The sequence below is a fragment of the Leisingera aquaemixtae genome, from assembly GCF_019801145.1.
GTDB lineage: Bacteria > Pseudomonadota > Alphaproteobacteria > Rhodobacterales > Rhodobacteraceae > Leisingera > Leisingera aquaemixtae_A.
In genome coordinates this window covers 115284-138041 of record NZ_JAHVJQ010000001.1, presented here as the reverse complement: position 1 = coordinate 138041, position 22758 = coordinate 115284, and the positions used below count along the sequence as shown (strand labels likewise).

Sequence of the window (22758 nt, the reverse complement as noted above, 5' to 3'; positions counted from 1 at the left end):
TCCCAAGTTTTGCGGAAAGTAGGGGTGCAGGCGGCGGATCCCCGCGCCGCCTGCGGGAACGGGGCGCCGGCACGGGCACCCCGGAAAGGCCCGGATTAAAGGCCTGCGTTGATGGCTTGCGCGGCGTCGATCTTCTCCTGGCCGACGTCGCCTGCAAATTTCTCCCAGACCGGCTTCATCGCCTCGACCCAGGCCGCGCGCTGCTCAGGCGTCAGCTCGCGCACCACGCCGCCGGCGTCGATGATCGCCTGCTTGGCCTCGCCGTTCACCTTGGCGGATTCGGCGTTCCGGGTGGCGGTCACCTCATTGAGGATGGTCAGGAACTGGTCGCGCACTGCCGGCTCCAGGCTGTCCAGCCAGTCGACGGAGGTCACCACCAGGTAATCCAGCGCGCCGTGGTTGGTCTCGGTGATGCCGTCCTGCACCTCAAAGAACTTCTTGCCGTAGATGTTGGACCAGGTGTTTTCCTGACCGTCGACAACACCCTGCTGCAGCGCGCCGTAAACTTCCGAGAACGCCATCTTCTGGGGCGAGCCGCCGATCGCTTCCATCTGCGCCACTAGCACGTCGGAGGATTGCACGCGGAACTTCAGCCCGTTGGCGTCTTCCGGTGCCACCAGCGGCTTGTTGGCGGACATCTGTTTCATGCCGTTGTGCCAGTAGGCCAGGCCCTGCAGGCCGCGGCGCTGCATCGAGTTCAGCATCTCCTGGCCGGTCTCGGAGCCCTGGAACGCATCCACGGCTTCGATGCTCTTGAACATGAACGGCAAGTCGAACAGGCGGAACTGTTTGGTGAACTTCTCGAATTTCGAGAGGCTCGGCGCGGCTAGCTGCACGTCGCCCTGCAGCATCGCCTCCAGCACCTTGTTGTCATTGTAAAGCGTGGAGTTCGGGTAGACCTCCATGCACATGGTGCCGTTCATTTCCTCGTTCACGCGCTTTTCCAGCAGCGCGGCAGCAATCCCCTTGGGGTGCTTGTCAGTGTTGGTGACGTGGCTGAACTTCACCACGATCTCACCGTCGTCGCAGGCGGCAGAAGCTGCGCCTGCGGTAACAGCCAGTGCCAGTGCGGTTGCGGCAGTGGTCAGGAATTTCATGGTTTTTTCCTCCCAGAAAAATCGTCTGTAAATCCGATGTTGCGCTCAGCGCATGGCTGAGGCCCGCTCAGAGCATCCCAAGTTGCGGAAAACCGCTCAACACTTGATTCGGGAATCACGCGCGGCCTGAATTTTCCACTGCTTTGCATAGGCTTACGAACCGGCCCAAAGACATCCGGGCTGCGCCTTCCGAAAGCTGTGCGAAATCCCGCACAGGGCGTTCCGGGCTTTGTGCGGAAAACCGCACAAATGTTAGCGCCCGACAAAATCAATAGGGGAATCAAAGGGCGGCCTGTCTGCAACATCAGGCCCGCGACCGGCCTCGGGCGGGTGCGAAGCGCCCCCCGAGGGAGGTCGGGCGCGGGCCGTGCCACTGCGCGGCACGGCCCAAAAATGCGCGCATCCAAGCCCCCATGCTTCGGCATTTGCCAGGGTGTTGCGCCCCCGCCGTACGCACCGCTTGCCGCTCCTTAACCCGGGCTTGCGATACTCAATCCCGTCGCGACACCGGTGCGGACTGACACCCCGCACCAACAGGAGATCACAGGGCCCCCGAGACCACCTCCTCATTGGGTGCAGGGGCGTCCCGCACGAAGGCTTCAGCGGACACGGGGGCTTGCGACCCCCGTCCTCCCTCCGCCCATGGCCCCAATGGGGCTTCTCGGCGGCGCCGCCTCCATAAATACCCCGGCAAAGACGCCGGATAAGACGCACCGCAAGGCTCCAAGCCCGGCGCCCTCAGCGGCGGTAATCCTCGGGCCGGATGCCATAGCGGGCCAGCTTGTCATAGAACGTCTTGCGCGGCAGCTTCAGGGCTTCCGCGGCCGCAGCCGCGCGCCCGTTTGCCCGCCCCAATGCGGCAATCAGCAGGGAGCGCTCCACCTGCGCCATCTGCTCTGCCAGCCCCAGCCCGGCCGCAGCAGCCGCTTCCTCCGGCATCCCCAGCACAAACCGCATCGCCGCCGACATCAAAGAGCGCGCATTGCCCGGCCAGTCCTGCGCCATCAGCGCCGCCAGATGGTCCTGCGAAATCTCCGGCGCCTCGATCCCCGCCTGCTCTGCCGCCTGTGCCACGTAATGCCGGAACAGCACCGGAATGTCGCCCGGCCGCTCCGCCAGCGACGGAATCCGCACCCGCATCACGTCCAGCCGGTAGAACAGGTCGGCACTGAACCCGCCCGCTTCCGCCTTGCCTGCCAGATCAGCGCTGGAGCCCGCGATGATCCGCACCCCGCCGCCCTGCTCCAGCTGCGCCAGCAGCGCGTATTGCGCCGCCTCCGGCAGCGCCTGCACCTCGTCCAGGAACAATGAGCCGCCCGCCGCCTCCTGGCACAGCTCCGCCACCGTCTCTGCCGCCAGCCCGGCCGCGGGGTGTTTCACAAACGGCCCCTGGCCCGCGGGCGACATCAGGTGGATGACTTCCGCAACCTTGGAAATGCCGCTGCCCGGCGCCCCGGTGACCAGCACCTCTGCCCCTGTCGGCGCCACCGCCCGCACCCGCTGGCGCATTTCCTTGGCCTGCGGCGAGGTCCCGAACAAGAGCCGCGCCGCCGGGTCGCCGGTTTCCAGCTGGTGTTTCAGCCGCCGGTTTTCCAGCACCAGCGCTCGGGTCTTCAGGGCGCGCTCCAGCACCGGCAGGAAGTCGGCCGCAGCGCAGGGCTTCTCCAGAAAGTCAAAGGCGCCTTGCGACATCGCCTTGACCGCCATCGGAATGTCGCCCTCGCCTGTCAGCAGCACCACCGGCAATTCCTCATCCATGCTGCGGGCATAGTCCAGCAGGTGGAACCCGTCCCGGCCCGGCATCCGGATGTCCGAAACGATGATGCCGTCGAAGGCGGGCCTGATATGGTCCTTTGCCGCCACAAAGGACCCGCAGGCGACCACGTCCAGGTCGTTCAGCTCCAGCGTCTGCGACAGCGCCTCGCGCACCGCCGCGTCGTCGTCCACCAAAAGCACCTTGCGGGTCATGCGGCATCACCCTTCTCGGCGCCTTCGCGCCACGGCTCCAGCTCCACCGTGAACACGGCGCCGCCGCCGGTGTTGGCGCCGCGGATGTTGCCGCCAAAGCTCTGCACCAGCCCGTATGAAATCGACAGCCCCAGCCCCATGCCCTCGGAACTGCCCACCGCCTTGGTGGAATAGAACGGATCGAACATCTTCTCCGGCTCCTTGATGCCGGGGCCGCTGTCCTGCACCCGCACCTGCAGCCGCGGGCCAATGTCGACAGAAATCGAGATCACCTTCTCCACCTGCCCCTGCATCGCGTCGGCGGCATTGTTGATCAGGTTCACGAAGACCTGCGTCAGACGCACTTCGCCGCCCCAGGCATGGACCGGTCCGGCACAGGCCGCCGGGTTCCAGCGCAGGTCGATGCGGTCCGCCTTCAGCCGCGGCGCCGTCAGCTCAACCGCGGCGTCGATCACCTGCACCAGATCCACCTGCCCCATCGGCTCGCTCTCGTTGCGGGCAAAGGCGCGCAGGTTCTTGATGATCCGCGCCATCCGCGCCGCCATATCGGCAATCCGGCCCAGGTTCTCGCCGGTGCGCTCGGCCTTGCCGCGCTCCAGGAAGGCGGCGCCGTTCTCGGCATACTGCTGGATCGCCATCAGGGGCTGGTTCAGCTCATGGCTGATCCCCGCCGACATCTGGCCCAGCGCCGACAGCTTGCCCGCCTGCACCAGCTCCTGCTGCGCCCGTTTCAGCGCCGCTTCGGCCTCCTCCCGCTCCCGCACCTCGCGGCGCAGCCGGGTGTTGGCCGCCGACAGGTCGCGGGTGCGCTGCTCAACCCGGCTTTCCAGCACCGCGTTGGCCTCCGCCAGGGTGCGGCGGCGCTCCATCACGATGAACAGCATGGCGCCCAGGGCCAGGCACACCGCCGCCAGCGCCGCCGCCTGCAGCGCCGCAATCCGCCGCGCCGGGGCCACATCCACCAGGATCTCCCCGGTCATGCCGATGACCGGCAGCCCGACCGACAGGTGCAGCGCCCGGGCCGGCAGATAGGGGCTGCCCTCCAGGCGCCAGATCTCATGGCCCGCGAAATAGCCCCGGTCCGTCACGCTTGGGGTTTGCCCTTCGGCGCTGCGCCGCCAGAACAAGAGCTCCGAGCGGTTGGCAATGAACACCTCGCCGCCCTCATCGGTAAAGAACACCGCGGGCAGCGAGCCGCGCCAGGTCTGCTCCACATCGCCGACATCGGCCACCACCACCAGCGCCCCGCGCACCCCGCCATCGGGGGCAAAGGCCGGCGCCGCATAGAAATAGGCGCGCTTGCCCTCCGGCTGCAGCACGCTGTGGCCGGTGCCCAACGCGCCTTGCGTGGCGCGCTCGAAATAATCCGCCGCCGCCACGCTGGCGCCTGTCACCCCTTCGGCTGCGGCCAGCACCCGGCCGTCCGCGGCGGCAAAGAACACATCCAGCGCCGCGGTCTTGTCGGCGACCGAGCGCAGCAGCTCCGCCGCCGCCGCCCGCGCCGCCGGGGTTGAAAGATCCGCCAGCACCGGGTGCTCCGCGGTCAGCACCGCCAGTTCCTGATAGACCTGCAGCTGGGTGCTGACACGGTCAGAGGCCAGCGCCAAATCGGCCGCGCTGCGCTCTGCCAGGCCGTTGAGCGCCTGCCGGTACCCGTAGGACCAGACCGCGAGCGCCAGCGCCGCCACGGCCAGAAGGAACCCGGCGGGCAGGCTCCAGCGGAGAAGGTTCTGTGTTTTCATTGCGGCACGTTATCAAAGCGCCCCTTGCATTGACCAGATGCAGCGGCAAAAACCAGTGTATGAAGATTTTAAACCAATCCCCCACCGATCCGGCCTTCGTGCAGGACCCCTACTCCTTTTATGCCGCTGCCCGGGAACAGGGCCAGCTGCACCACTGGCAGGACTACGGCATGGTTGCTGCCTTTGGCCATTCCGCCGTGCACATGCTGCTGCGCGACCGCCGCTTCGGCCGCGAGGTGCCGGAAGAGCTGCGCAAGCCCGGCCCCGCCCACCTGGCCCCCTTCCTGGCGGTTGAGGCGCATTCGATGCTGGATGCCGAGCCGCCCCGGCACACCCGCCTGCGCCGCCTGGTGCTGCACGCTTTCACTACTCGCGGAATCGCGGCGCTGGAGCCGGGGATCAGGGACTTGTGCCACCAGCTGATCGACGCCTTTCCAGACCGGCCCTTCGACCTGCTGGAGGCCTATTGCACCCAGGTTCCGGTCGTGACCATCTGCCGCCTGCTGGGTGTGCCGGAAGAGATGGGCGCCAATCTGGTGGATTGGTCGCACAAGATCGTGGCAATGTATCAGGCCGCGCGCACAGAGGCGACAGAACACACCGCAGCGCAGGCGGCCCAGGAGTTCACGGACTTCCTGCGCGGCTACATTGACAGCCGCCGCAGCGACCCGCGGGACGATCTGATCACCCGGCTGATCGCAGCCGAGGAAGAAGGCGACAAACTCTCCACCGACGAGCTGATCGGCACCTGCATCCTGCTGCTGAACGCCGGCCATGAGGCCACGGTGCATTCGCTGGGCAACGGCGTGAAGACCATGCTGCAGCAGGGCTGGCAGCCGGAGTGGCTGGCACCGGAAGGGATCGAGCGGCTGGTGGAGGAAATCCTGCGTTTTGACCCGCCGGTTCATCTGTTCACCCGCTACGCCTACGAGGAGGCAGAGGTGTTCGGCCACACCTTCCAGCGCGGTGACCAGGTGGCCTTGCTGCTGGGCGCCGCCAACCGCGACGCATCGGCGCTGGACGATGCGGATACGTTCGACCCCACACGCCCGCCCAAGGTGAACAAAAGCTTCGGCGGCGGCCTGCATTTTTGCGTCGGCGCGCCGCTGGCGCGGCTGGAAATGCAGATCGCCCTGCCGATCCTGTTCGACCGCTGCCCGGGGCTGAAACTGGCGGCGGAGCCTGAATACTCAAACACCTACCACTTCCACGGTCTCTCGCGGCTGATGGTCGCCCGCACCTAGCAACCGGGGCGCTCCCCTTTTTCACCTTTGGCGAAATACTCCGGGGGTGAGGCGCGTCAGCGCCGAGGGGGCAGCGCCCCCTTTCGCCCTCGCCCCGTCCCGCCCGGCCCGGACTTTACTCCGGCAGGGCGGACAGCGCCGCCATGCAGGGGCCGCTCAGCAGCCACTCCCGGAAGGCGGCCACCTTGGGGTCATGCCATTTCTGCCGCTCTCCGATCAGCGCATAGGCGCCGTCCGGGGTGCCGCAGGTCATGTCCGGGAACGGCAGCACCAGATCGCCGCGGGCCAGTTCCTCGTGGCACAGGACAAGATCCGCCATCACCACACCGGCCCCCATCACCGCGGCGCGGGTCGCCATATCGAGGTTCGGAAACACCTCGCCGCCGCGCGGGTCCGCCTGCTCCACCCCGAAATGCTGCACCCAGGTGGCCCAGTCGCTGCGCCGCGGGCTTTCATGCAGCAGCCGCTGGGACGCCAGCGCCGCCGGGCCAGCGGCCAGCGCCGGCAGCAGCGACGGGGCGCAGGCCGGGGCCAGGATCATCTCGAACAGCGGCAGCACCTCAATGTCCGGCGGCCGCCCCAGCCGGTTCTGCAGGGAAATGCCAAGATCGTATTCCGCCCCCTCGAACCCCTTGCTGCCGTAGAAGTCGGTGGTCAGCCGCAGCTTGATCTCGGGATGCGCGGCGCGGAACTGCTCCAGCTGCGGCAGCAGCCAGCGGATCGACAGGGTCGGCGGGCAGATCACCCGCAGCTCCGAGGCATCCGCCGCGATCTGCTCCACCTCGCGCAGCATCCTCGCAAAGGCCTCGGTCAGCACCGGGTAAAGCCGCTGGCCCGCCATCGTCAGCTCCACCCCGCGGGCATTGCGGTGGAACAGCTGCACGCCGATGTGGTCCTCCAGGATCTTCACCTGGCGGCTGATGGCGCCGCGCGTCACGAACAGCTCCTCCGCGGCAGCGATGAAGCCCTGGTGGCGGGCAGCGGCCTCAAAGGCGCGCAAGGCGTTGAGGGGCGGCAGGCGCATCAGATCACCATGGGTCAGTTTTCCTGATCCATGGTGGAGATTAACTGGTTTGCGCGCAAGCCCCCTGCGGCCGTATTTCTCAACAGCCAGAACGGAGGAATACCCATGATTGCCAAGTTCGAAAACGCAAATACTCAGCGCCCCATGTCTCCGCCCCGCGGCCTGTTGCGCCTGCTTGCGGGTTTTCCATGGCCGAGAAAAGCTGAACCTCACCGCCTGGCTGCCCCCACGGCGGTGCTGGTGCCGCGCGACGAGCTGGAGCGGCTGACGGAGATATCCCCGCATTTGCTGGCAGATATTGGGGTCATGCCGGCGGCCTCCGGCGGGGAGACATCCCCCTGGCGGCTGAAGGACGGGCGGCAGCTGCTGCTGCGCCCGCCGCTTTGACTGATCAGAAACGCCGGCCTGCCGCCGGCTCCGCGAAGGAAGCCGGCGCGCGCTTTCAGCTGTCCAGCGGCAGCATGGTGGTCGACTTGATCTCCTCCATCGACAGAAGCGCGGTCACATTGTGCACCTTCACCTCGGAAATCAGCGCCTGATAGAACACGTCGTAGGCGCGCGCGTTCTGCACCCGCACCTTCAGGATATAGTCGATGTCGCCCGCCAGCCGGTGCGCCTCCTGCACCTCCGGGCGTTCCTGCAGCGCCTTCAGGAACTTGGCCTGCCATTCCGCCTCATGCTCCGAGGTCCGGATGAGGACAAAGAAACAGGCCTCGAACCCCAGCGCCTCTGGGTCCAGCAGCACTGTCTGCTGGCCGATCACCCCGGCCTCCTTCAGCTTGCGGATTCGATTCCACACCGGGGTCTTGGAAGACCCCACCCGGCGGGCTATTTCATCCAGCGACTGGCTGGCGTCGCGCTGCAGTTCAGCCAGAATTTTCCGGTCCGTGCCGTCGATCCGCACCGTCATTCCTGTTTTCTCCTTTTGTGAGGACCAATCGGCCCGATGTCCCGCCACGGCAAAACCAATGTTCTTATTTCCGCGCCCATATAGCGCAATACCGGGAATATTTCCTATATCTACCCTCAAGTCAAACACACCGCAGAGGGTACAGGAATGTCCGCACCATCGACACATGCTGCCAATGCCGCCACTCACGTCCGTGGCAGCATGGACTGTATGGTTGCGGGCCAGGTGACCTTTGCCGGTTCCGGCCCCGGCGATGCAGAGCTCCTGACCCTGAAAGCCCTGCGCGCCCTGCAGACCGCCGACGTGATCCTGCATGACCGCCTGGTCAGCGCAGAGATCCTGGCGCTGGCGGGCCCGCAGGCAGTGCTGGAAGACGCCGGCAAGGAAGGCTTTGGCGCCCAGGTCTCCCAGGCCGACATCAACGCCCGGCTGGTGGAGCTGGCCAAGGACGGCAAGAAGGTGCTGCGCCTCAAGGGCGGCGACCCGGCGGTCTTTGCCCGGCTGGATGAGGAGCTGAGCGCCTGCGAGGAAGCCGGCATCATCTACAGCATCATTCCCGGCATCACCGCAGCGTCAGCCGCTGCCGCCGCCATCGGCCAGAGCCTGACCCAGCGTGGCCGCAACACCGCAGTGCGGTTCCTGACCGGCCACGCGATGACCGGCTTTGCCGATCACGACTGGGCGGCGCTGGCGCGCCCGGGCGAGGTTGCCGCGGTCTACATGGGCAAGAAATCCGCCCGCTTCGTGCAAGGCCGCCTGATCATGCACGGCGCCGACCGCGCAACGCCGGTGACCATTGTCGAAAACGCCTCGCGCCCCGAACAGCGGGTGCTGGAAACCACATTGGACCGCCTGCCCGCCGACCTGGATGCGGCCGGTTTCAGCGGCCCTGCCCTCACATTCCTGGGTCTTGCCCCGCGCCAGGCGGCGGCAGCCCTGAACGATCTCAAAACGGAGCTTGCATAATGGCCCGCGCCTTTACGCCCAAAGTCATCACCGCCAACGACCTGCTGGAAGGCGACGTGATCTATTTCACCGCTGACAACGGCTGGACCCGGAACCTGTCCGAGGCCGAGCTGATCACCGATGAGGCCGAAGCCCAGCTGCGCCTGATCGAAGCGGAGAAGCAGAACATCCGCATCGTCGGCGCCTATCTGGCCGACGCCAAGGCAGGCCCGAACGGCCCCGAGCCGACCCACTTCCGCGAGGAATTCCGCCGCACCGGCCCCTCGAACTACTTCCATGGCAAGCAGGAGGCGCAAGCCAATGTATAAGTACAACGAGTTTGACGAAGCCTTCCTGGCCGAACGCAACGCCCAGTTCCGCGCCCAGGTCGAGCGCCGCATCGACGGCTCCCTCACCGAGGACGAATTCAAGCCGCTGCGCCTGATGAACGGCGTCTACCTGCAGCTGCACGCCTATATGCTGCGGGTCGCGATCCCCTATGGCACCCTGAACCCGCACCAGATGCGCACCCTGGCGCTGCTGGCCGAAAAGTGGGACAAGGGCTATGGCCATTTCACCACCCGCCAGAACATCCAGTACAACTGGCCCAAGCTGCGCGACATCCCGGAGATGCTGGATGCGCTGGGCGAGGCCGGCCTGCACGCGATCCAGACCTCGGGCAACACCATCCGCAACACCACCGCTGACCATTTCGCCGGTGCCGCCGCGGATGAGCTGACCGACCCCCGCCCCTATGCAGAGCTGATCCGCCAGTGGTCCACCGACCACCCGGAGTTCCAGTTCCTGGGCCGCAAGTTCAAGATCGCCATCACCGGCAGCCCCAACGACCGCGCCGTGACCAAGGCGCATGACGTCGGCCTGCGCATGGTCGAGCGCGACGGTGAAATCGGTTTCGAGGTTGTCGTCGGCGGCGGCCTGGGCCGCACCCCGCTGGTCGGCAAGGTGCTGCGCGAGTTCCTGCCGCAGGCAGACCTGCTGCCCTACCTGGAAGCGATCCTCAGCGTCTACAACGTGCTGGGCCGCCGCGACAACAAGTACAAGGCGCGCATCAAGATCACCGTGCAGGAAAACGGCATCGACACCATCCGCGCCAAGGTGGAGGAAGCCTTCCTCGCCCTGCGCGGCCAGTTCGACGGCACCGACCAGGCGCTGCTGGCCGAGATCAAGGAGCATTTCAAGGCGCCGGAGTTCCGCTCCGGTTCCACCGAAGCGTTCGACGCGGCCTATGCAAACGACCCGGTGTTCCGCGCCTGGGCCGACACCAACCTGGCCGAGCACCGCGCCGAAGGCCACGCCATCGCCACCATCTCGATCAAGGCGCACGGGCAGACCCCGGGCGACGCGACGGCTGAGCAGATGCGGGTGATGGCCGACCTGGCCGAACAGTACGCCTATGGCGAGCTGCGCATCAGCCACCAGCAGAACGTGATCCTGCCGCATGTCCACAAGAACGACCTGCCGGCAATCCACGCGGCTCTGAAGGCAAACGGCCTGGCCACCGCCAACATCGGCCTGATCTCGGACATCATTGCCTGCCCGGGCATGGACTACTGCGCGCTGGCGACCGCCCGCTCGATCCCGGTGGCGCAAGAGATCGCAACCCGCTTTGACGAGCTGAAGATGGAGCACGACATCGGCCATCTGCAGATCAAGATCTCGGGCTGCATCAACGCCTGCGGCCACCACCATGTTGCCCATATCGGCATCCTGGGCCTGGACCGCGCTGGTGTTGAAAACTACCAGATCACCCTGGGCGGCGACGCCACCGAGACGGCTGCCATCGGCACCCGCACCGGCCCCGGCTTTGCCTATGACGAAATCGTTCCCGCCGTGGAGCGCATCGTCGAGGTCTACATGGCCCAGCGTGAAAGCGCCGAGGAAACCTTCCTCGAAACCTACCGCCGGATCGGCATGGAGCCGTTCAAGGCAGCACTGTACCCCGAGGCTCAGAAAAAGGTCGCCTGATCTGATGTTCCAACCAGCCGGAAATAGGCCCGCCGGAGAAGCTGACATTCTCCGGGACCGGGAGCTGGCCGCCAAGGCGGAAGCGCTCAATGCGCGCTACCGCCACCACTCGGCCACCTCGGTGATGGAGGGCGCATTGCGGGACGCAGGGCACATCGCCCTGGTCTCCTCTTTCGGCGCGGAATCCGTGGTGCTCCTGCATATGGCCGCGATCATCGACCCGATGACGCCGGTGGTATTCGTGGACACCGAACTGCTGTTCACCGAAACGCTGATCTATCAGCAGGAGGTGAGCGAGCGGCTGGGCCTGCGCAATGTGCGCATTATCCGCGCCGATGACATCGCCGAGAAGGACCCCTACGGGGCGCTGCGGTTCAGCGACAAGGATGCCTGCTGCACCCTGCGCAAGACCGTCCCGCTGCAGAAGGCGCTGGACGGCTACGACGGCTGGATCACCGGCCGCAAGCGGTTCCAGTCCGGCACCCGTGCCGCTCTCGAATTCTTCGAGGTCGAGGACGGCACCGGGCGGCTCAAGATCAACCCGCTGGCCCACTGGGCGCCCGAGGACGTGCGCGTCTATATGGATGAAAACCGCCTGCCCCGCCATCCGCTGGTGGCCAAGGGCTATCCCTCGATCGGCTGCGCGCCCTGCACCAGCCCGGTCAAGGAAGGCGAAGACCCCCGTGCCGGGCGCTGGCGCGGTGAAAACAAGGAAGAATGCGGCATCCACGTGGTGGATGGCAAATTCGTACGCACAGGAGCGTGAGTGAGATGACTGTTATCGTGACCGACACGGGCTTTGCCCCCGATGACTGGACCGGCGGCTTTGACGGCGCCAACGTGCTGGAGCTGGCCTCGGACGCCAGCCTCAATGATGTGTCGCTGGACGGCGTCGAGCTGGTGCGGGTGCAGTTCCCCAGCTTTGCGGACGGCCGCGGCTTCACCCTGGCCCGGCAGCTGCGGCTGAAGGGTTTCGAGGGCCGCCTGCGCGCCTTCGGCCATGTGATCGCCGACCAGTACGCTATGGCCCGCCGCTCCGGCTTTGACGAGGTGGAGCTGAGCGACGATCTGGCCGCCCGCCAGCCCGAGGACCAGTGGCTGGCCCGCGCCAACTGGAAGGACCACAGCTATCAGGCCCGCCTGCGCGGCAGCACCGCTGCCCGCTGAGCCAGCCCGCTCCGAACCCGGGATACTCCCTGAAACCGGTTCCGTTGCGTCCTGCGCGGGGCCGGTTTCGCAAAACAGGGGGTTTTCCTGACCTGTATCAAAGACTAATCAGAGGTGCCGGCTACTCCTCCGGCAGTGGAACCGATGAATGAGATGACACCCGTGACCGACACTGCAACCGATCTGAAACCGGCCAAAGCGGTGCCGGCCCTGCCCGACGCCCAGACCGTCACCCAAGTGAAACACTGGACCGACCGGCTGTTTTCCTTCCGCTGCACCCGCCCCGCCAGCCTGCGCTTCCGCTCCGGCGAGTTCGTGATGATCGGCCTGATGGGCGACCCGGACCCCAAGACCGGCAAGCAAAAGCCGCTCTTGCGCGCCTATTCCATCGCCTCCCCCTCCTGGGACGAGGAAATGGAATTCTACTCGATCAAGGTGCAGGACGGCCCGCTGACCTCCAAGCTGCAGCACATCAAGGAAGGCGACGAGATCATCCTGCGCCCCAAGCCGGTCGGCACCCTGGTGCATGACGCGCTGGTTCCGGGCAAGCGGATCTGGTTCTTTGCCACCGGCACCGGCTTTGCGCCCTTCGCCTCGCTGCTGCGCGAGCCGGAAACCTATGAGAAATTCGACGAGGTGATCATCACCCACACCTGCCGCGAAGCAGGCGAGCTGACCTATGGCCGTGAACTGATCGAGAGCCTGAAGGACGACGAGCTGCTGAACGAGGTGATCGGCGAAGGCTTCTGGAAGAAGATCAAGTACTACCCGACCACCACCCGCGAGGAGAGCCCCAAGATGGGCCGCATCACCGACCTGATGCGCTCCGGCGAGGCGTTTGCGGATCTCGGCGTGCCGCCGCTGAACCCGGAAAGCGACCGGGCGATGATCTGCGGCAACCTGGCCTTCAACCTGGAGCTCAAGGACCTGTTCGAGAACACCTACGGCCTTGAGGAAGGCGCCAACTCCAAGCCCGCGCATTTCGTGGTCGAGAAGGCGTTCCTGGACTGATCCGGCGCCGCCCCGCCCCGGCGGGCTGCCCGAATTTTGACACCGTTTTGACGGGAGGCTGCCGCCTCCCGTTTATCATTTGTTGGGGATGAATCGGTATCCCGGTTGCTGAGATCCAGAATGGAGCAGCAGCAGATGCACAATGAAACGGCCTCCGGGCAGTCCCCCGTTTTCCAGTCCGTCAGAAGCGAGGCAGGCAAGGCCCGCATCAATGCGGCGGTTGCCAGTTTCCAGAACCGCCCCGGCCAGGTGCAGCCCTCGACCCCGGAAAAGATTGCCGCCATCAAGGCAGGGTTCGACTTGCGCGCCATGGGGCCGCAGGACATCGACCGGATGTTCGACGCGCTGGTGCAGGCAGGCCACCCGATGACCGCGCCGATGCTGCTGCTGAATTCTATGGGCGAACGGTTCCGCAGCCACCTGTCGGGCCTGTCCGGCAGCGCCTATGACGGCAGCCGGCAGCTGGACCTGATTGCGGTGGCGCAGCTGCAGATCCAGCGCGCCCGCAAGCAGGGCGGCAGCAGCGCCGGCTGGGAAAGCTTCCTGGCGTTCCTGATGCCGCAGCCGCCGCAGGAGCGGCCCGCAGCCCAGCCGCCGGTGGACCACATGGCACGCCTGGCGCAGCAGGCGCAGGCGCGGCCGAACTGACCGGCCCCTGTCGGCCGCACAGCCCCCTTGAAACAAAATAAGGCGGCCGGGAACTCCCGGCCGCCTCTTCTTTTTCTGCACCTTCAGCGACCGCTATCAGTCGCTCGCGGTTGCGGACTCGTCAGCAGCGCCGGTTTCGCCGGCACCGCTCTGGTTCAGCAGTTCCTCGGCCGTGGTGGTTGCGCTGTCCAGCGCCTCGCTGGCAGCATCCTGGGTGGCGTCAGCCGCGCCCGCGGCGGTGTCCGCAGCGCTGTCAACTGCAGTGGCTGCCGCATCTGCTGCGGTGCCGGAGGCCTCTCCGGCCGCTTCAGCAGCACCGTCAAGCGCGTCGCCCACGGTTTCCGAGACCGCACCGGCGGCCTCGTTCACTGCATCCTGAGCCGCCTCAACCGCGGCGCCTGCGGCCTCGGCCCCGGATTCGATCGCCTCTTCCACGGCCTCAGCCGCGTCCTGCGCCGCCTCTTCCGCCGGCGCTGCAGCCGGTTCTTCCGCGGTTTCCGGCGCGGTGCTGCTCTGCTCTTCCTGCACTGCAGGCGTCTCCGCCGGGGCGGGCTCCTGCGCCTCCTGGCCGGCCACCAGCAGGTAGGCGACCACCGCTGCGGCACCCAGCCCCAGCACGATCAACAACTGTTTCATAATCCTCTCCTTGCTCCTGCCGGCCTGCGGCAGGCCGGGGCCGCTCCTGTCGCGGCATCTGCCCTGCCAGATGGCGATGCGGGAGCCGCGGCTCAAGGGGGAAGTTTGCGCCATGCGCGTCACGGGCGGCCCGCTGCCGCCGGTCCGCGCGAAACTGGCGGAAGGCCGCCGCAATCGGGCCTTTTCAGGCTGTTGCGCCGCAGCTTTGAAGCGACGCCCGCGCCGAACCTGCCGCCGTTTTCAGGGCCATTTGCAACATGCGGCCTTGAAATGCGGCTTTCCTGCCGCCATACCGCCCATAACGCTTGAATCACACGCGCGGGGGCAGTAGCGTTCCCGCACTTTTTGCAATGACAGAAGGATCGCAGTCATAGCCCGCAGACCTCATAACGCGCCGCCGCAACGAGACACCGGCCCGCGCGTCAACGAAAAAATCCGCGCCCCCGAAATCCGCCTGATCGGCGCCGATGGCGAAAACGTCGGGGTTGTGCACCCGGCCAAGGCCATGGACATGGCGGCTGAGGCCGGACTTGATCTGGTTGAAATCTCGCCCAACGCCACCCCGCCCGTGTGCAAGATCATGGACTTCGGCAAGTTCAAGTACGAACAGCAGAAGCGCGAGAGCGAAGCCCGCAAGAAGCAGAAGATCATCGAGGTCAAAGAGGTCAAGTTCCGCCCCAACACGGACACCCATGACTACGACGTGAAGATGCGCAATGTGGTCAAGTTCCTAGAAAACGGCGACAAGGTGAAGGTCACCCTGCGCTTCCGCGGCCGCGAGATGGCGCACCAGAACCTGGGCCGCGAACTGCTGGAGCGGGTCGCCGAGGACATCAAGGAAATCGGCAAGGTCGAGAACATGCCGAAGATGGAAGGCCGCCAGATGATCATGATGATCGGGCCGCTCGCCAAGAAATAAGCCCGCGCACCACTGGTGCCGGAGACAGCCCCGCAGGCCGCCGCCTGCGGGGCTTTTCTGTGGCTTGCGCGGCCGCGCACAAAAGAAAACAGGCGCCGGAGCCCGCCGCCTGCTGCACTACACCTGCCGGGCGGTGTCAGCCCGCGGCCGCCACTGCCCGCTTGGCCATCACCCCAACCAGATGGGCGCGGTACTCCTTGGAGCCGTGCAGGTCGCCGATCATGCCGCCCGCGTCCACGCTGAGGCCGTCCAGCGCGTCCGGCGCAAAGCTTGCATCCAGCGCCGCCTCGGCCTCGCGCCAGCGGAACACGCCCTCCTCTGACGCTCCGGTGACCGCCACCCGCACGCCCGCCGCATATTTCGCAACAAACACGCCCACCAGCGCAAAGCGCGAGGCAGGCTGCAGGAACTTCTGGTAATTCGCCTTCTCCGGCACCGGGAAGCGCACCGCGGTGATGATTTCGCCTTCGTTCAGCGCGGTGTCGAACAGCCCCTGGAAATACTCGTCCGACGGGATTTCCCGGGTGTTGGTGACGATGGTCGCACCGCTGCCGAGCGCCGCCGCCGGATAGCAGGCGGCCGGGTCGTTGTTGGCCAGCGAGCCGCCGATGGTGCCGCGGTTCCTGACCGCAGGGTCGCCGATATGGCCGGCCAGATCCGCCAGCGCCGGGTAACTGGCTGCCGCGGCTTCGGCCACTTCGGCATGGGTGACGGCGCCGCCAATGGTCAGCATGCCGCCGTTGTCGCTCAGCTCCTTCAGCTGGGGAATGGCGGTGAGGGAGACCAGTTTCGACGGCATCGCAAGCCGCTGCTTCAGCGTCGGGATCAGCGTCTGCCCGCCGCCCAGCGCCTGCGCGTCCTCGTCCGCCAGCGCAGCCACGGCCTCGGCGACGGTTGAGGGCTTCTCGAATTCGAATTCATACATTTCGTATCCTTTCTGAAAACCGGCCCGCCGGCTTTCATCTTTCCGAAAATACTCCGGGGGTATGGGGGCAGCGCCCCCATGAGCCCTTACCCGTTCATCGCTGCCCAGACCCGCGCAGGCGACAGCGGCATGTCGATATGGGTGACGTTCTTGCCGCCCGACTGCAGCGCGTCGATCACCGCGTTGACCACCGCCGGCGGCGAGCCGATGGCGCCGGCCTCGCCGCAGCCCTTCACCCCCAGCGGGTTGTGGGTGCAGGGCGTCTGGCAGGAATGATCCACCTGGTAGAACGGCACGTCATCGGCCCGGGGCATGGCGTAATCCATGAAGGAGGCCGACAGCAGCTGGCCGTCTTCGTCATAGGCGGCGTTTTCCAAGAGCGCCTGGCCGATGCCCTGTCCCAGTCCGCCATGCACCTGGCCGTCAACGATCATCGGGTTGATGATATTGCCGAAGTCATCGGCGGCCGAGAACCGCTCGATGCTGACCTTGCCGGTGTCGGGATCCACCTCCACCTCGCAGGCATAGGCGCCGGCCGGATAGGTGAAGTTGGCGGGGTCGTAGAACGCGGTCTCCTCCAGCCCCGGCTCCAGCTCCTCCAGCGGGTAGTTGTGCGGGACGTAGGCGGTCAGGCAGACATCGCCCCAGGCCACCGACTTGTCGGTGCCCGCAACAGTGAACTGGCCGTCCTTCAGCTCGATGTCGGCGTCGGAGGCCTCCATCAGATGGGCGGCGATCTTCTTGGCCTTGGCGATGATCTTCTCGGTTGCCCGCACCATGGCCGAGCCGCAGACCGCGATGGAGCGCGACCCGTAGGTGCCCATCCCGAACGGCACCCGCCCGGTGTCGCCATGCACGATATCGACCATGCTTTCGTCGATGCCGATCATATCCGCAACGACCTGCGGGAAGGTGGTTTCATGCCCCTGCCCGTGCGCATGCGCGCCGACCATCACACTGATGGAGCCGGTGGCGTTCACCCGCACCGTGGCCGCATCATAAAGCCCTGCACGGGCGCCCAGCATGCCGACGATGTTGGAGGGGGCGATGCCGCAGGCCTCGATATAGCAGTTGATGCCAAAGCCGCGCAGCTTGCCGTTCTTCTCGCTTTCGGCGCGGCGGGCGGCGAAGCCTGCCACATCGGCGACCTGCTCCAGCTTGTCCATCGTCGCCACGTAATCGCCGGTGTCATAGGTCAGCGCCACCGGGGTTTCATAGGGGAACTCGGTGATGAAGTTCTGGCGGCGCAGCGCAATCGGGTCGGCGCCAAGCTCGCGCGCGGCCTTGTCGATCACCCGCTCCAGCTGGAACGTCGCCTCCGGCCGACCCGCGCCGCGGTAGGCATCGACCGGCACCGTGTTGGTGAAAACGGTTTTGACGTTCACCTGCACGATGGGCGTCTTGTAGTTCCCCGCCATCAGGGTGCCGTGCAGGTAGCTGGGCACCGAGGTGGAGAAGGTCGAGAGATACGCGCCCATATTGGCCATCGTATTGGTGCGCAGCGCGGTGAAGTTGTTGTCGCCATCCAGCGCCAGTTCGATCTTCGTCACGTGGTCGCGGCCATGGGCATCGGAGATGAACGCCTCTGCCCGGGTGGAGGTCCATTTCACCGCCCGCCCGCAGGCCTTGGCGGCGAAGGTGCAGAAGGCTTCCTCGGCATAGTGGAAGATCTTGGAGCCGAAGCCGCCGCCCACATCCGGCGCGATCACCCGCACCTTGTGCTCCGGCAGGCCCAGCACAAAGGCGCACATCAAAAGGCGGATCACATGCGGGTTCTGGCTGGTGGTGTGCAGCGTGTATTCATCCGTTGCGCGGCTGTAGTCGCCGATGGCCACGCGCGGCTCCATCGGGTTGGCGACCAGGCGGTTGTTGACCAGCTCCAGCGTGGTCACATGCGCGGCGCTGTCAAAGGCCGCCTGCACCGCATCGTCGTCGGGGTTGCCGAACACCCAGTCATAACAGAGGTTTGAGGTCAGATCCTCATGCACCTTGGTGGCATCTTCCGCGAGCGCAGCCGCCATATCGACCACCGCAGGCTTGTCGCTGAGGCTAAACTCGATGGCTTCCGCCGCATCGCGGGCCTGTTCCAGCGTGTCGGCCACCACCGCGGCGACGATCTCGCCCACATGGCGGATAGTATCATGCGCGATAATCGGATGGCGCGGCTCCTGCTGCGGATTGCCGTGGCGGTCGGTGACGCCCCAGCCGCAGGGAATGCCGCCCACCTCAGCGAAATCGGCGCCGGTGAAGATCTTCACCACGCCGGGCATTTCAGCCGCTGCAGATGTGTCGATGGAATTGATGGTTGCATGGGCCACATCCGCGCGCAGGAAATGCACGTAGGCCTGGCCGTTCACGTTGATGTCGTCGGTGTAATTCCCGGCTCCTGTCAGGAACCGCACGTCCTCGCGCCGCTTGGGGCTGGCGCCGATGCCTTGGTCCTTGGGCATGTCTGATCTTTCCTCCCTGGAGGGTGCTGCCTCTGGCGCACCTCTTGGTCAAATTCTCCTTGTCCGTTTCAGGCCGCATCCGGCCTGGGCCGTCGCAAATTATTCCGCCGCGATGGAGGAAACATCCTGCCCCGAGGCCGCCATGATCGCCTTGACGATATTGTGGTAGCCGGTGCAGCGGCACAGGTTGCCCTCAAGGTAGTCGCGGATCTCCGCCTCGGTGGGCTTGGGGTTGTCCTTCAAAAGCGCTGCCGCCGACATCACCATGCCCGGCGTGCAGAAGCCGCATTGCAGCCCGTGGTGGTCCTGGAATGCCTGCTGGATGTTGTTCAGCGAGCCGTCGGCATTGGCCTGGCCTTCGATGGTGGCGACCTCCGCCCCTTCGGCCTCCAGCGCCAGCATGGTGCAGGCCTTCACCGCCTTGCCATCCACATGCACCACGCAGGCGCCGCATTGGCTGGTGTCGCAGCCCACATGGGTGCCGGTGAGCCCCAGGCTGTCGCGCAGGAATGATGACAGCAGCGTGCGCCCTTCAACGTCGCCGCTGGCAGCCTTGCCGTTCACGGTCATGGAGACCTTGGCCATAGTACCCTCCCTTTAGCTTGTTCTTGTCTGGCTGAGGGGAGTTAAGCACGGGGACCCCGATCCGCGAAGTGTTTTCCGGCGGGGCTGCAGCGCAAATTCGCGTCAGCAGGGCTCACCTATGGTTGTGACCTTGCGTCATATTTCACGCGCCGCGCTGCGGCATCAGCCTTCTGCATCGCGGCGCGGCATCGGCCGGGTGGGGATTTCCTTCAACAGCCCGCCGACGCCCATGGCGGCAATATCGGCGGAGCTGACTGGCAGTCCGCAGATCACCCGCTCCAGCACCCAGTCGGCGCCATTGAGGGCCGGAGAGCGGGCGCAGCCCGGCAGGCCGATCACCGGCTTGTCCTCGTATGCGCCCAGGAACAGCAGGTTGCCGGGGTCAACCGGCATTCCGAAGCGGGTCACCGTGCCGCCTGCGCTGCGCAGCGCCTCCGGCGCCACGTCATGGGTGTCGGAAGTGGCAGAGCCGGTCAGCACCAGCACCAGCTGCCCCGGCGCGTTTGCAATGGCCTCGGCCAGCGCATCCTCGCGGTGCGGCACCACCACCCGCGGCGACAGGCTGAGCCCCAACCGGTGCAGCCGCCCTGCCATCGCGGCGCGGCCCTTGTCCGAAGGCGTCTGTTCGCTCACCTGTGTTTCGATCAGCGTGGCGGAGGAAAGGACCGGCGGCAGCACCCGGATCGCGTCCCCCGCCCCGTCGCTGGCGCGGCGGACGGCGTCGGCGGCGACGCCATAGGAGATGATCTTGATCGTTGCCAGCATGCCGTCCGCATCCGCCCGGTGATAGTCCGGCACGGTGGCGACGGTGATCATCGGATCGACCGCGTTGACCCCCTCCAGCTTGTCCCGGTCCAGCCGCACTAGACCGGCGCCCGTTGCATAGAGGTTCACCCGTCCGGTGCCAGCGCCGGAGATGCGGATGCCCTGGGCGGACGGGTCCGGCACCAGCGCCTTGGCCAGTGCCTCCGCCGCGGCATCCTCGTGCATGTCCGCGGGGTCGAGCCGGGCAACGGTCAGTGTCTCATGGCCCGCGGCAGAAAGGTCCGCAAGGTCTTCACCGCTCAGCACCGTGCCCTTGGCGATCTTGCGGCTGGCGCCCTGCAGCGAATGCGCGAGGATGGCGCCCGCGGCGTCCTTCAGGGGAACCGGGCCGAACCTCATGGCTGCTTGCCACGCAAAACGGCGGTCATTTCCGCGAGGATCGAGACGGCGATTTCCGCCGGGCTGGCGGCGCCGATATCCAGGCCGATGGGGCCGTGGATGCGGTTGATCTGCGTCTCGGTGAAGCCCGCCTCCTGCATCCTTGCGACGCGGGCGGCATGGGTTTTCTTGCTGCCCAGCGCGCCAATGTAGAACACATCCGCCGCCAGCGCCGCCTGCAGGGCCGGGTCGTCCAGTTTCGGGTCATGGGTCAGCAGCACCAGCGCGGTGCGGCTGTCGAGACCGAGCTTCTGGACCGCCTCGTCCGGCCAGTCGTCCATCAGCGTCTCGCCGGGGAACCGCTCAGACGAGGCGAAGGCTGCGCGCGGGTCGATGATCACCGGGTCGTAGCCGGCAATCCGCGTCATCGGCACCAGCGCCTGGGTGATGTGGACCGCGCCGACGCAGACCAGCCGCAAGGGCGGGTTGTGCACGGCGACGAAGGTCTTGCCGTCCTCCTCCAGCCCGGAGCGGTCCAGACGGATCCGGTCCGGGTACCCGGCGCGGGCCAGGCGGCGCGCGCCGGTTGCCAGATTCACCTCATAGGCAACAGGGGCGCGGCTGGCGCGGGCCTCAACCAGCTCTTCCAGCAGGTCTGCAGGCAGCGCGGTGCCGACCGGTTCCACCAGCACCTTGATGGTGCCTCCGCACGCCAGGCCGACGGCAAAGGCGTCCTCGTCGCTGACGCCGAATTCCAAGAGCCGGTGCTTGCCGTCTTCCAGCGCCTCCAGCGCCTCGACCACCACCGCGCCTTCGACACAGCCGCCGGAGACCGAGCCCTCGATCCTGCCATCCCCGGAAACCACCAGCTGCGACCCGGCCCGGCGCGGGGCGGAGCCCCAGGTCTGCACCACCGTCGCCAGTGCAGCGCCAGTGCCTGCGCGGTGCCAGTCCAGCGCGGTTTCCGGCGCGTGCTCGAATTGGTCGGTGTGCTGCATCTCGCGTCTCTCCCAGCGCCTTGACGGCCTCTGCCTTCAAACCTCGGCGCTGGCAGGGCAAGTTTCAAGCCGGAACCGCCTGTGCGGCACAGGAAAGCGCCCGCCATCCCCCCAGGCGGGCGCTCCCCTCTGCCCCTTGCGCAGCTTATGCCGCAGGCTGCGCAGCCGCTTTCTGCGGCACCAGCCGTTCCGGCAGGGCAAAGGCCAGGGCGATAAAGCAGAGGCCGAGGAAAATACCCAGAAGATCGCCGGGCAGCGCCGTCAGCCCCTCGTATTCGGCGCCTGGCACCGCGCCCAGGGTCACCTTGCCGCCTGCGATGCTGTCCAGGAGGCCGCTGGCCTTCCACGCCGGGTATGTGACCATATAGGCAGCCGCGCCCAGCAGCCCGCCGGCGATGAAGAACAGCGCGTCTATGCGCCCCGATGCGGCGGCGACCACGCCGGTGCCGGGGCAGTAGCCCGCCAGCGCCCAGCCCGCCCCCAGCAGCAGACCGCCAAGGAAGACACCGGCATAGGCTGCCTTGACCGACATGTGCCCGACGTCCACCAGCCCTGCCGCCTGGCCGCCGAACATCAGCACCGAGCCGGTGCCGATCGCCAGCAGGATGGCCTTGGCCAGGTTCAGGTTGGTGAGGTTCAGCATCTTGCCGATATAGGCGGGGTTGGACGCCCCGATCCGGTCCAGCACTGCGCCAAAGGCGGCGCCGATCACAATTGCCAATAGGATGGTTGTCATGGCTCAGGCCTCCTTCTTGAACAGCAGCAGCGAGACGGGGATGGCGGCGACAAAGGCACCGGCGGCGAAGATGTAGCCGGACAGCGCGGTCTGCATCATGCCGGACATCATGTGGCCGGAGGTGCAGCCGCCCGCCAGCCGGGCGCCGTAGAGCACGATGAAGCCGCCGAGGAAGGCCGCGGCGTAGCGTTTCACCGGGCTGTCCCCGAAATTGGCGCGCCACAGGGCGTGCACGCTGCGGTCCGCCCGCGCAATGCCGCCGCGCAGCCTGGCAGACACCAGCCCGCCCAGCGCCATCGCCAGCACGAAGACAAAGCTGTAGTTCAGCGGGTCGGCGACGGACTTGGCATATTTGCCGCCCGATTTCGCCAGATAGTCATTGGTCGAGGTGTATCCGTCCGCGGTCTGCGTCACCAGTTCCGGGTTCACCGCATCCCAAAGGATTCCGTCGAGGATGACAAACTGCGTCGACACCCCGATGGGTTTGACGAGCCAGACAGCCAGGAAGAACACCAGCCCCAGCAGCAGCCCGCCGGTTTTCCAATTCAAAGGCATAATCACTCCTTTCGCGCATCATATTCACGTTCCAGAATACATTGCCGGGCGGAGTGCGAATTGACACAG

At 66.4% G+C, this 22758-nt stretch carries 23 protein-coding genes; 10 read left to right on the top strand and 13 right to left on the bottom strand.

Features of this window, described 5'->3' with window-relative positions; all coding sequences use genetic code 11:
- Positions 1-95 precede the first annotated feature (95 nt).
- The 3 genes from KUW17_RS00665 to KUW17_RS00655 all read right to left on the bottom strand — a co-directional run bounded on the left by KUW17_RS00665 (position 96) and on the right by KUW17_RS00655 (position 4807).
- Positions 96-1097 (bottom strand): DctP family TRAP transporter solute-binding subunit, encoded by a 1002-nt coding sequence (locus tag KUW17_RS00665; RefSeq protein WP_222475180.1) that lies wholly within the window; start codon positions 1095-1097, stop codon positions 96-98.
- Between the two features lie 738 nt (positions 1098-1835).
- Positions 1836-3065: a sigma-54-dependent transcriptional regulator gene (locus KUW17_RS00660; protein ID WP_222475178.1), complete on the bottom strand. Its 1230-nt coding sequence runs from the start codon at positions 3063-3065 to the stop codon at positions 1836-1838.
- Positions 3062-4807 carry a sensor histidine kinase gene (locus KUW17_RS00655; RefSeq protein WP_222475176.1) on the bottom strand — a complete coding sequence of 582 codons (1746 nt, stop codon included), beginning with the start codon at positions 4805-4807 and terminating at the stop codon, positions 3062-3064. Before KUW17_RS00655 ends, KUW17_RS00660 begins: the two co-directional genes overlap by 4 nt.
- Before the next feature lie 59 nt (positions 4808-4866).
- On the opposite strand from KUW17_RS00655, the gene KUW17_RS00650 reads away from it, so the two are divergent.
- Positions 4867-6051 (top strand): cytochrome P450, encoded by a 1185-nt coding sequence (locus KUW17_RS00650; protein ID WP_222475174.1) that lies wholly within the window; start codon positions 4867-4869, stop codon positions 6049-6051.
- A 115-nt stretch (positions 6052-6166) separates the two neighbouring features.
- On the opposite strand, the gene KUW17_RS00645 is transcribed toward KUW17_RS00650, so the two are convergent.
- The gene (locus KUW17_RS00645) at positions 6167-7075 is read right to left on the bottom strand and encodes a LysR substrate-binding domain-containing protein (RefSeq protein ID WP_222475172.1); all 909 of its coding nucleotides are present in this window, start codon (positions 7073-7075) and stop codon (positions 6167-6169) included.
- A gap of 144 nt (positions 7076-7219) precedes the next feature.
- Here KUW17_RS00645 and KUW17_RS00640 point away from each other — a divergent pair, with 144 nt between their 5' ends.
- Positions 7220-7462, top strand: coding sequence for a hypothetical protein (locus KUW17_RS00640; RefSeq protein WP_222475170.1), 243 nt, complete (start codon positions 7220-7222; stop codon positions 7460-7462).
- A gap of 55 nt (positions 7463-7517) precedes the next feature.
- Here KUW17_RS00640 and KUW17_RS00635 read toward each other — a convergent pair whose 3' ends face one another.
- Complete coding sequence (locus KUW17_RS00635; protein ID WP_222475168.1) at positions 7518-7985, bottom strand: Lrp/AsnC family transcriptional regulator; 468 nt, start codon at positions 7983-7985, stop codon at positions 7518-7520.
- A gap of 210 nt (positions 7986-8195) precedes the next feature.
- Here KUW17_RS00635 and cobA point away from each other — a divergent pair, with 210 nt between their 5' ends.
- From cobA to KUW17_RS00600, 7 genes are all read left to right on the top strand, one after another.
- A complete protein-coding gene (gene cobA, locus KUW17_RS00630; protein WP_222476255.1) occupies positions 8196-8951 on the top strand; it encodes a uroporphyrinogen-III C-methyltransferase in 756 nt (251 codons plus the stop codon).
- Positions 8951-9259 carry a DUF2849 domain-containing protein gene (locus tag KUW17_RS00625; RefSeq protein WP_222475167.1) on the top strand — a complete coding sequence of 103 codons (309 nt, stop codon included), beginning with the start codon at positions 8951-8953 and terminating at the stop codon, positions 9257-9259. The genes cobA and KUW17_RS00625 overlap by 1 nt, the downstream gene beginning before the upstream one ends.
- Positions 9252-10916: a nitrite/sulfite reductase gene (locus KUW17_RS00620; RefSeq protein WP_222475164.1), complete on the top strand. Its 1665-nt coding sequence runs from the start codon at positions 9252-9254 to the stop codon at positions 10914-10916. Before KUW17_RS00625 ends, KUW17_RS00620 begins: the two co-directional genes overlap by 8 nt.
- A 4-nt stretch (positions 10917-10920) precedes the next feature.
- A complete protein-coding gene (locus KUW17_RS00615) occupies positions 10921-11682 on the top strand; it encodes a phosphoadenylyl-sulfate reductase (protein WP_222475162.1) in 762 nt (253 codons plus the stop codon).
- 5 nt (positions 11683-11687) lie between these two features.
- Positions 11688-12083 (top strand): DUF934 domain-containing protein, encoded by a 396-nt coding sequence (locus KUW17_RS00610; protein ID WP_222475160.1) that lies wholly within the window; start codon positions 11688-11690, stop codon positions 12081-12083.
- Between the two features lie 144 nt (positions 12084-12227).
- The gene (locus KUW17_RS00605; protein ID WP_222475158.1) at positions 12228-13094 is read left to right on the top strand and encodes a ferredoxin--NADP reductase; all 867 of its coding nucleotides are present in this window, start codon (positions 12228-12230) and stop codon (positions 13092-13094) included.
- Positions 13095-13229: 135 nt separating this feature from the next.
- Positions 13230-13742 carry a hypothetical protein gene (locus KUW17_RS00600; protein WP_226428710.1) on the top strand — a complete coding sequence of 171 codons (513 nt, stop codon included), beginning with the start codon at positions 13230-13232 and terminating at the stop codon, positions 13740-13742.
- 96 nt (positions 13743-13838) lie between these two features.
- Here the strand turns inward: KUW17_RS00600 and KUW17_RS00595 are convergent, their stop codons facing one another.
- Positions 13839-14378 carry a hypothetical protein gene (locus tag KUW17_RS00595; RefSeq protein WP_222475154.1) on the bottom strand — a complete coding sequence of 180 codons (540 nt, stop codon included), beginning with the start codon at positions 14376-14378 and terminating at the stop codon, positions 13839-13841.
- A gap of 370 nt (positions 14379-14748) precedes the next feature.
- Here KUW17_RS00595 and infC point away from each other — a divergent pair, with 370 nt between their 5' ends.
- Positions 14749-15297, top strand: coding sequence for a translation initiation factor IF-3 (gene infC, locus KUW17_RS00590; protein ID WP_222476253.1), 549 nt, complete (start codon positions 14749-14751; stop codon positions 15295-15297).
- 136 nt (positions 15298-15433) lie between these two features.
- Here the strand turns inward: infC and KUW17_RS00585 are convergent, their stop codons facing one another.
- The 7 genes from KUW17_RS00585 to KUW17_RS00555 form a co-directional block, all read right to left on the bottom strand.
- A complete protein-coding gene (locus tag KUW17_RS00585; RefSeq protein WP_222475152.1) occupies positions 15434-16222 on the bottom strand; it encodes an FAD binding domain-containing protein in 789 nt (262 codons plus the stop codon).
- Between the two features lie 86 nt (positions 16223-16308).
- Positions 16309-18672, bottom strand: coding sequence for a xanthine dehydrogenase family protein molybdopterin-binding subunit (locus tag KUW17_RS00580; RefSeq protein WP_222475150.1), 2364 nt, complete (start codon positions 18670-18672; stop codon positions 16309-16311).
- A gap of 99 nt (positions 18673-18771) precedes the next feature.
- Positions 18772-19257, bottom strand: a complete 486-nt coding sequence (locus KUW17_RS00575) for a (2Fe-2S)-binding protein (RefSeq protein WP_222475148.1) — start codon at positions 19255-19257, stop codon at positions 18772-18774.
- A 162-nt stretch (positions 19258-19419) separates the two neighbouring features.
- The gene (locus KUW17_RS00570) at positions 19420-20421 is read right to left on the bottom strand and encodes a molybdopterin-binding protein (RefSeq protein ID WP_222475146.1); all 1002 of its coding nucleotides are present in this window, start codon (positions 20419-20421) and stop codon (positions 19420-19422) included.
- A complete protein-coding gene (locus tag KUW17_RS00565) occupies positions 20418-21398 on the bottom strand; it encodes an XdhC family protein (protein WP_222475144.1) in 981 nt (326 codons plus the stop codon). The genes KUW17_RS00570 and KUW17_RS00565 overlap by 4 nt, the downstream gene beginning before the upstream one ends.
- A 145-nt stretch (positions 21399-21543) precedes the next feature.
- Positions 21544-22134, bottom strand: coding sequence for a DUF6691 family protein (locus KUW17_RS00560; RefSeq protein WP_222475143.1), 591 nt, complete (start codon positions 22132-22134; stop codon positions 21544-21546).
- A 3-nt stretch (positions 22135-22137) separates the two neighbouring features.
- Positions 22138-22689, bottom strand: coding sequence for a YeeE/YedE thiosulfate transporter family protein (locus KUW17_RS00555; RefSeq protein WP_222475142.1), 552 nt, complete (start codon positions 22687-22689; stop codon positions 22138-22140).
- Positions 22690-22758: the final 69 nt, after the last annotated feature.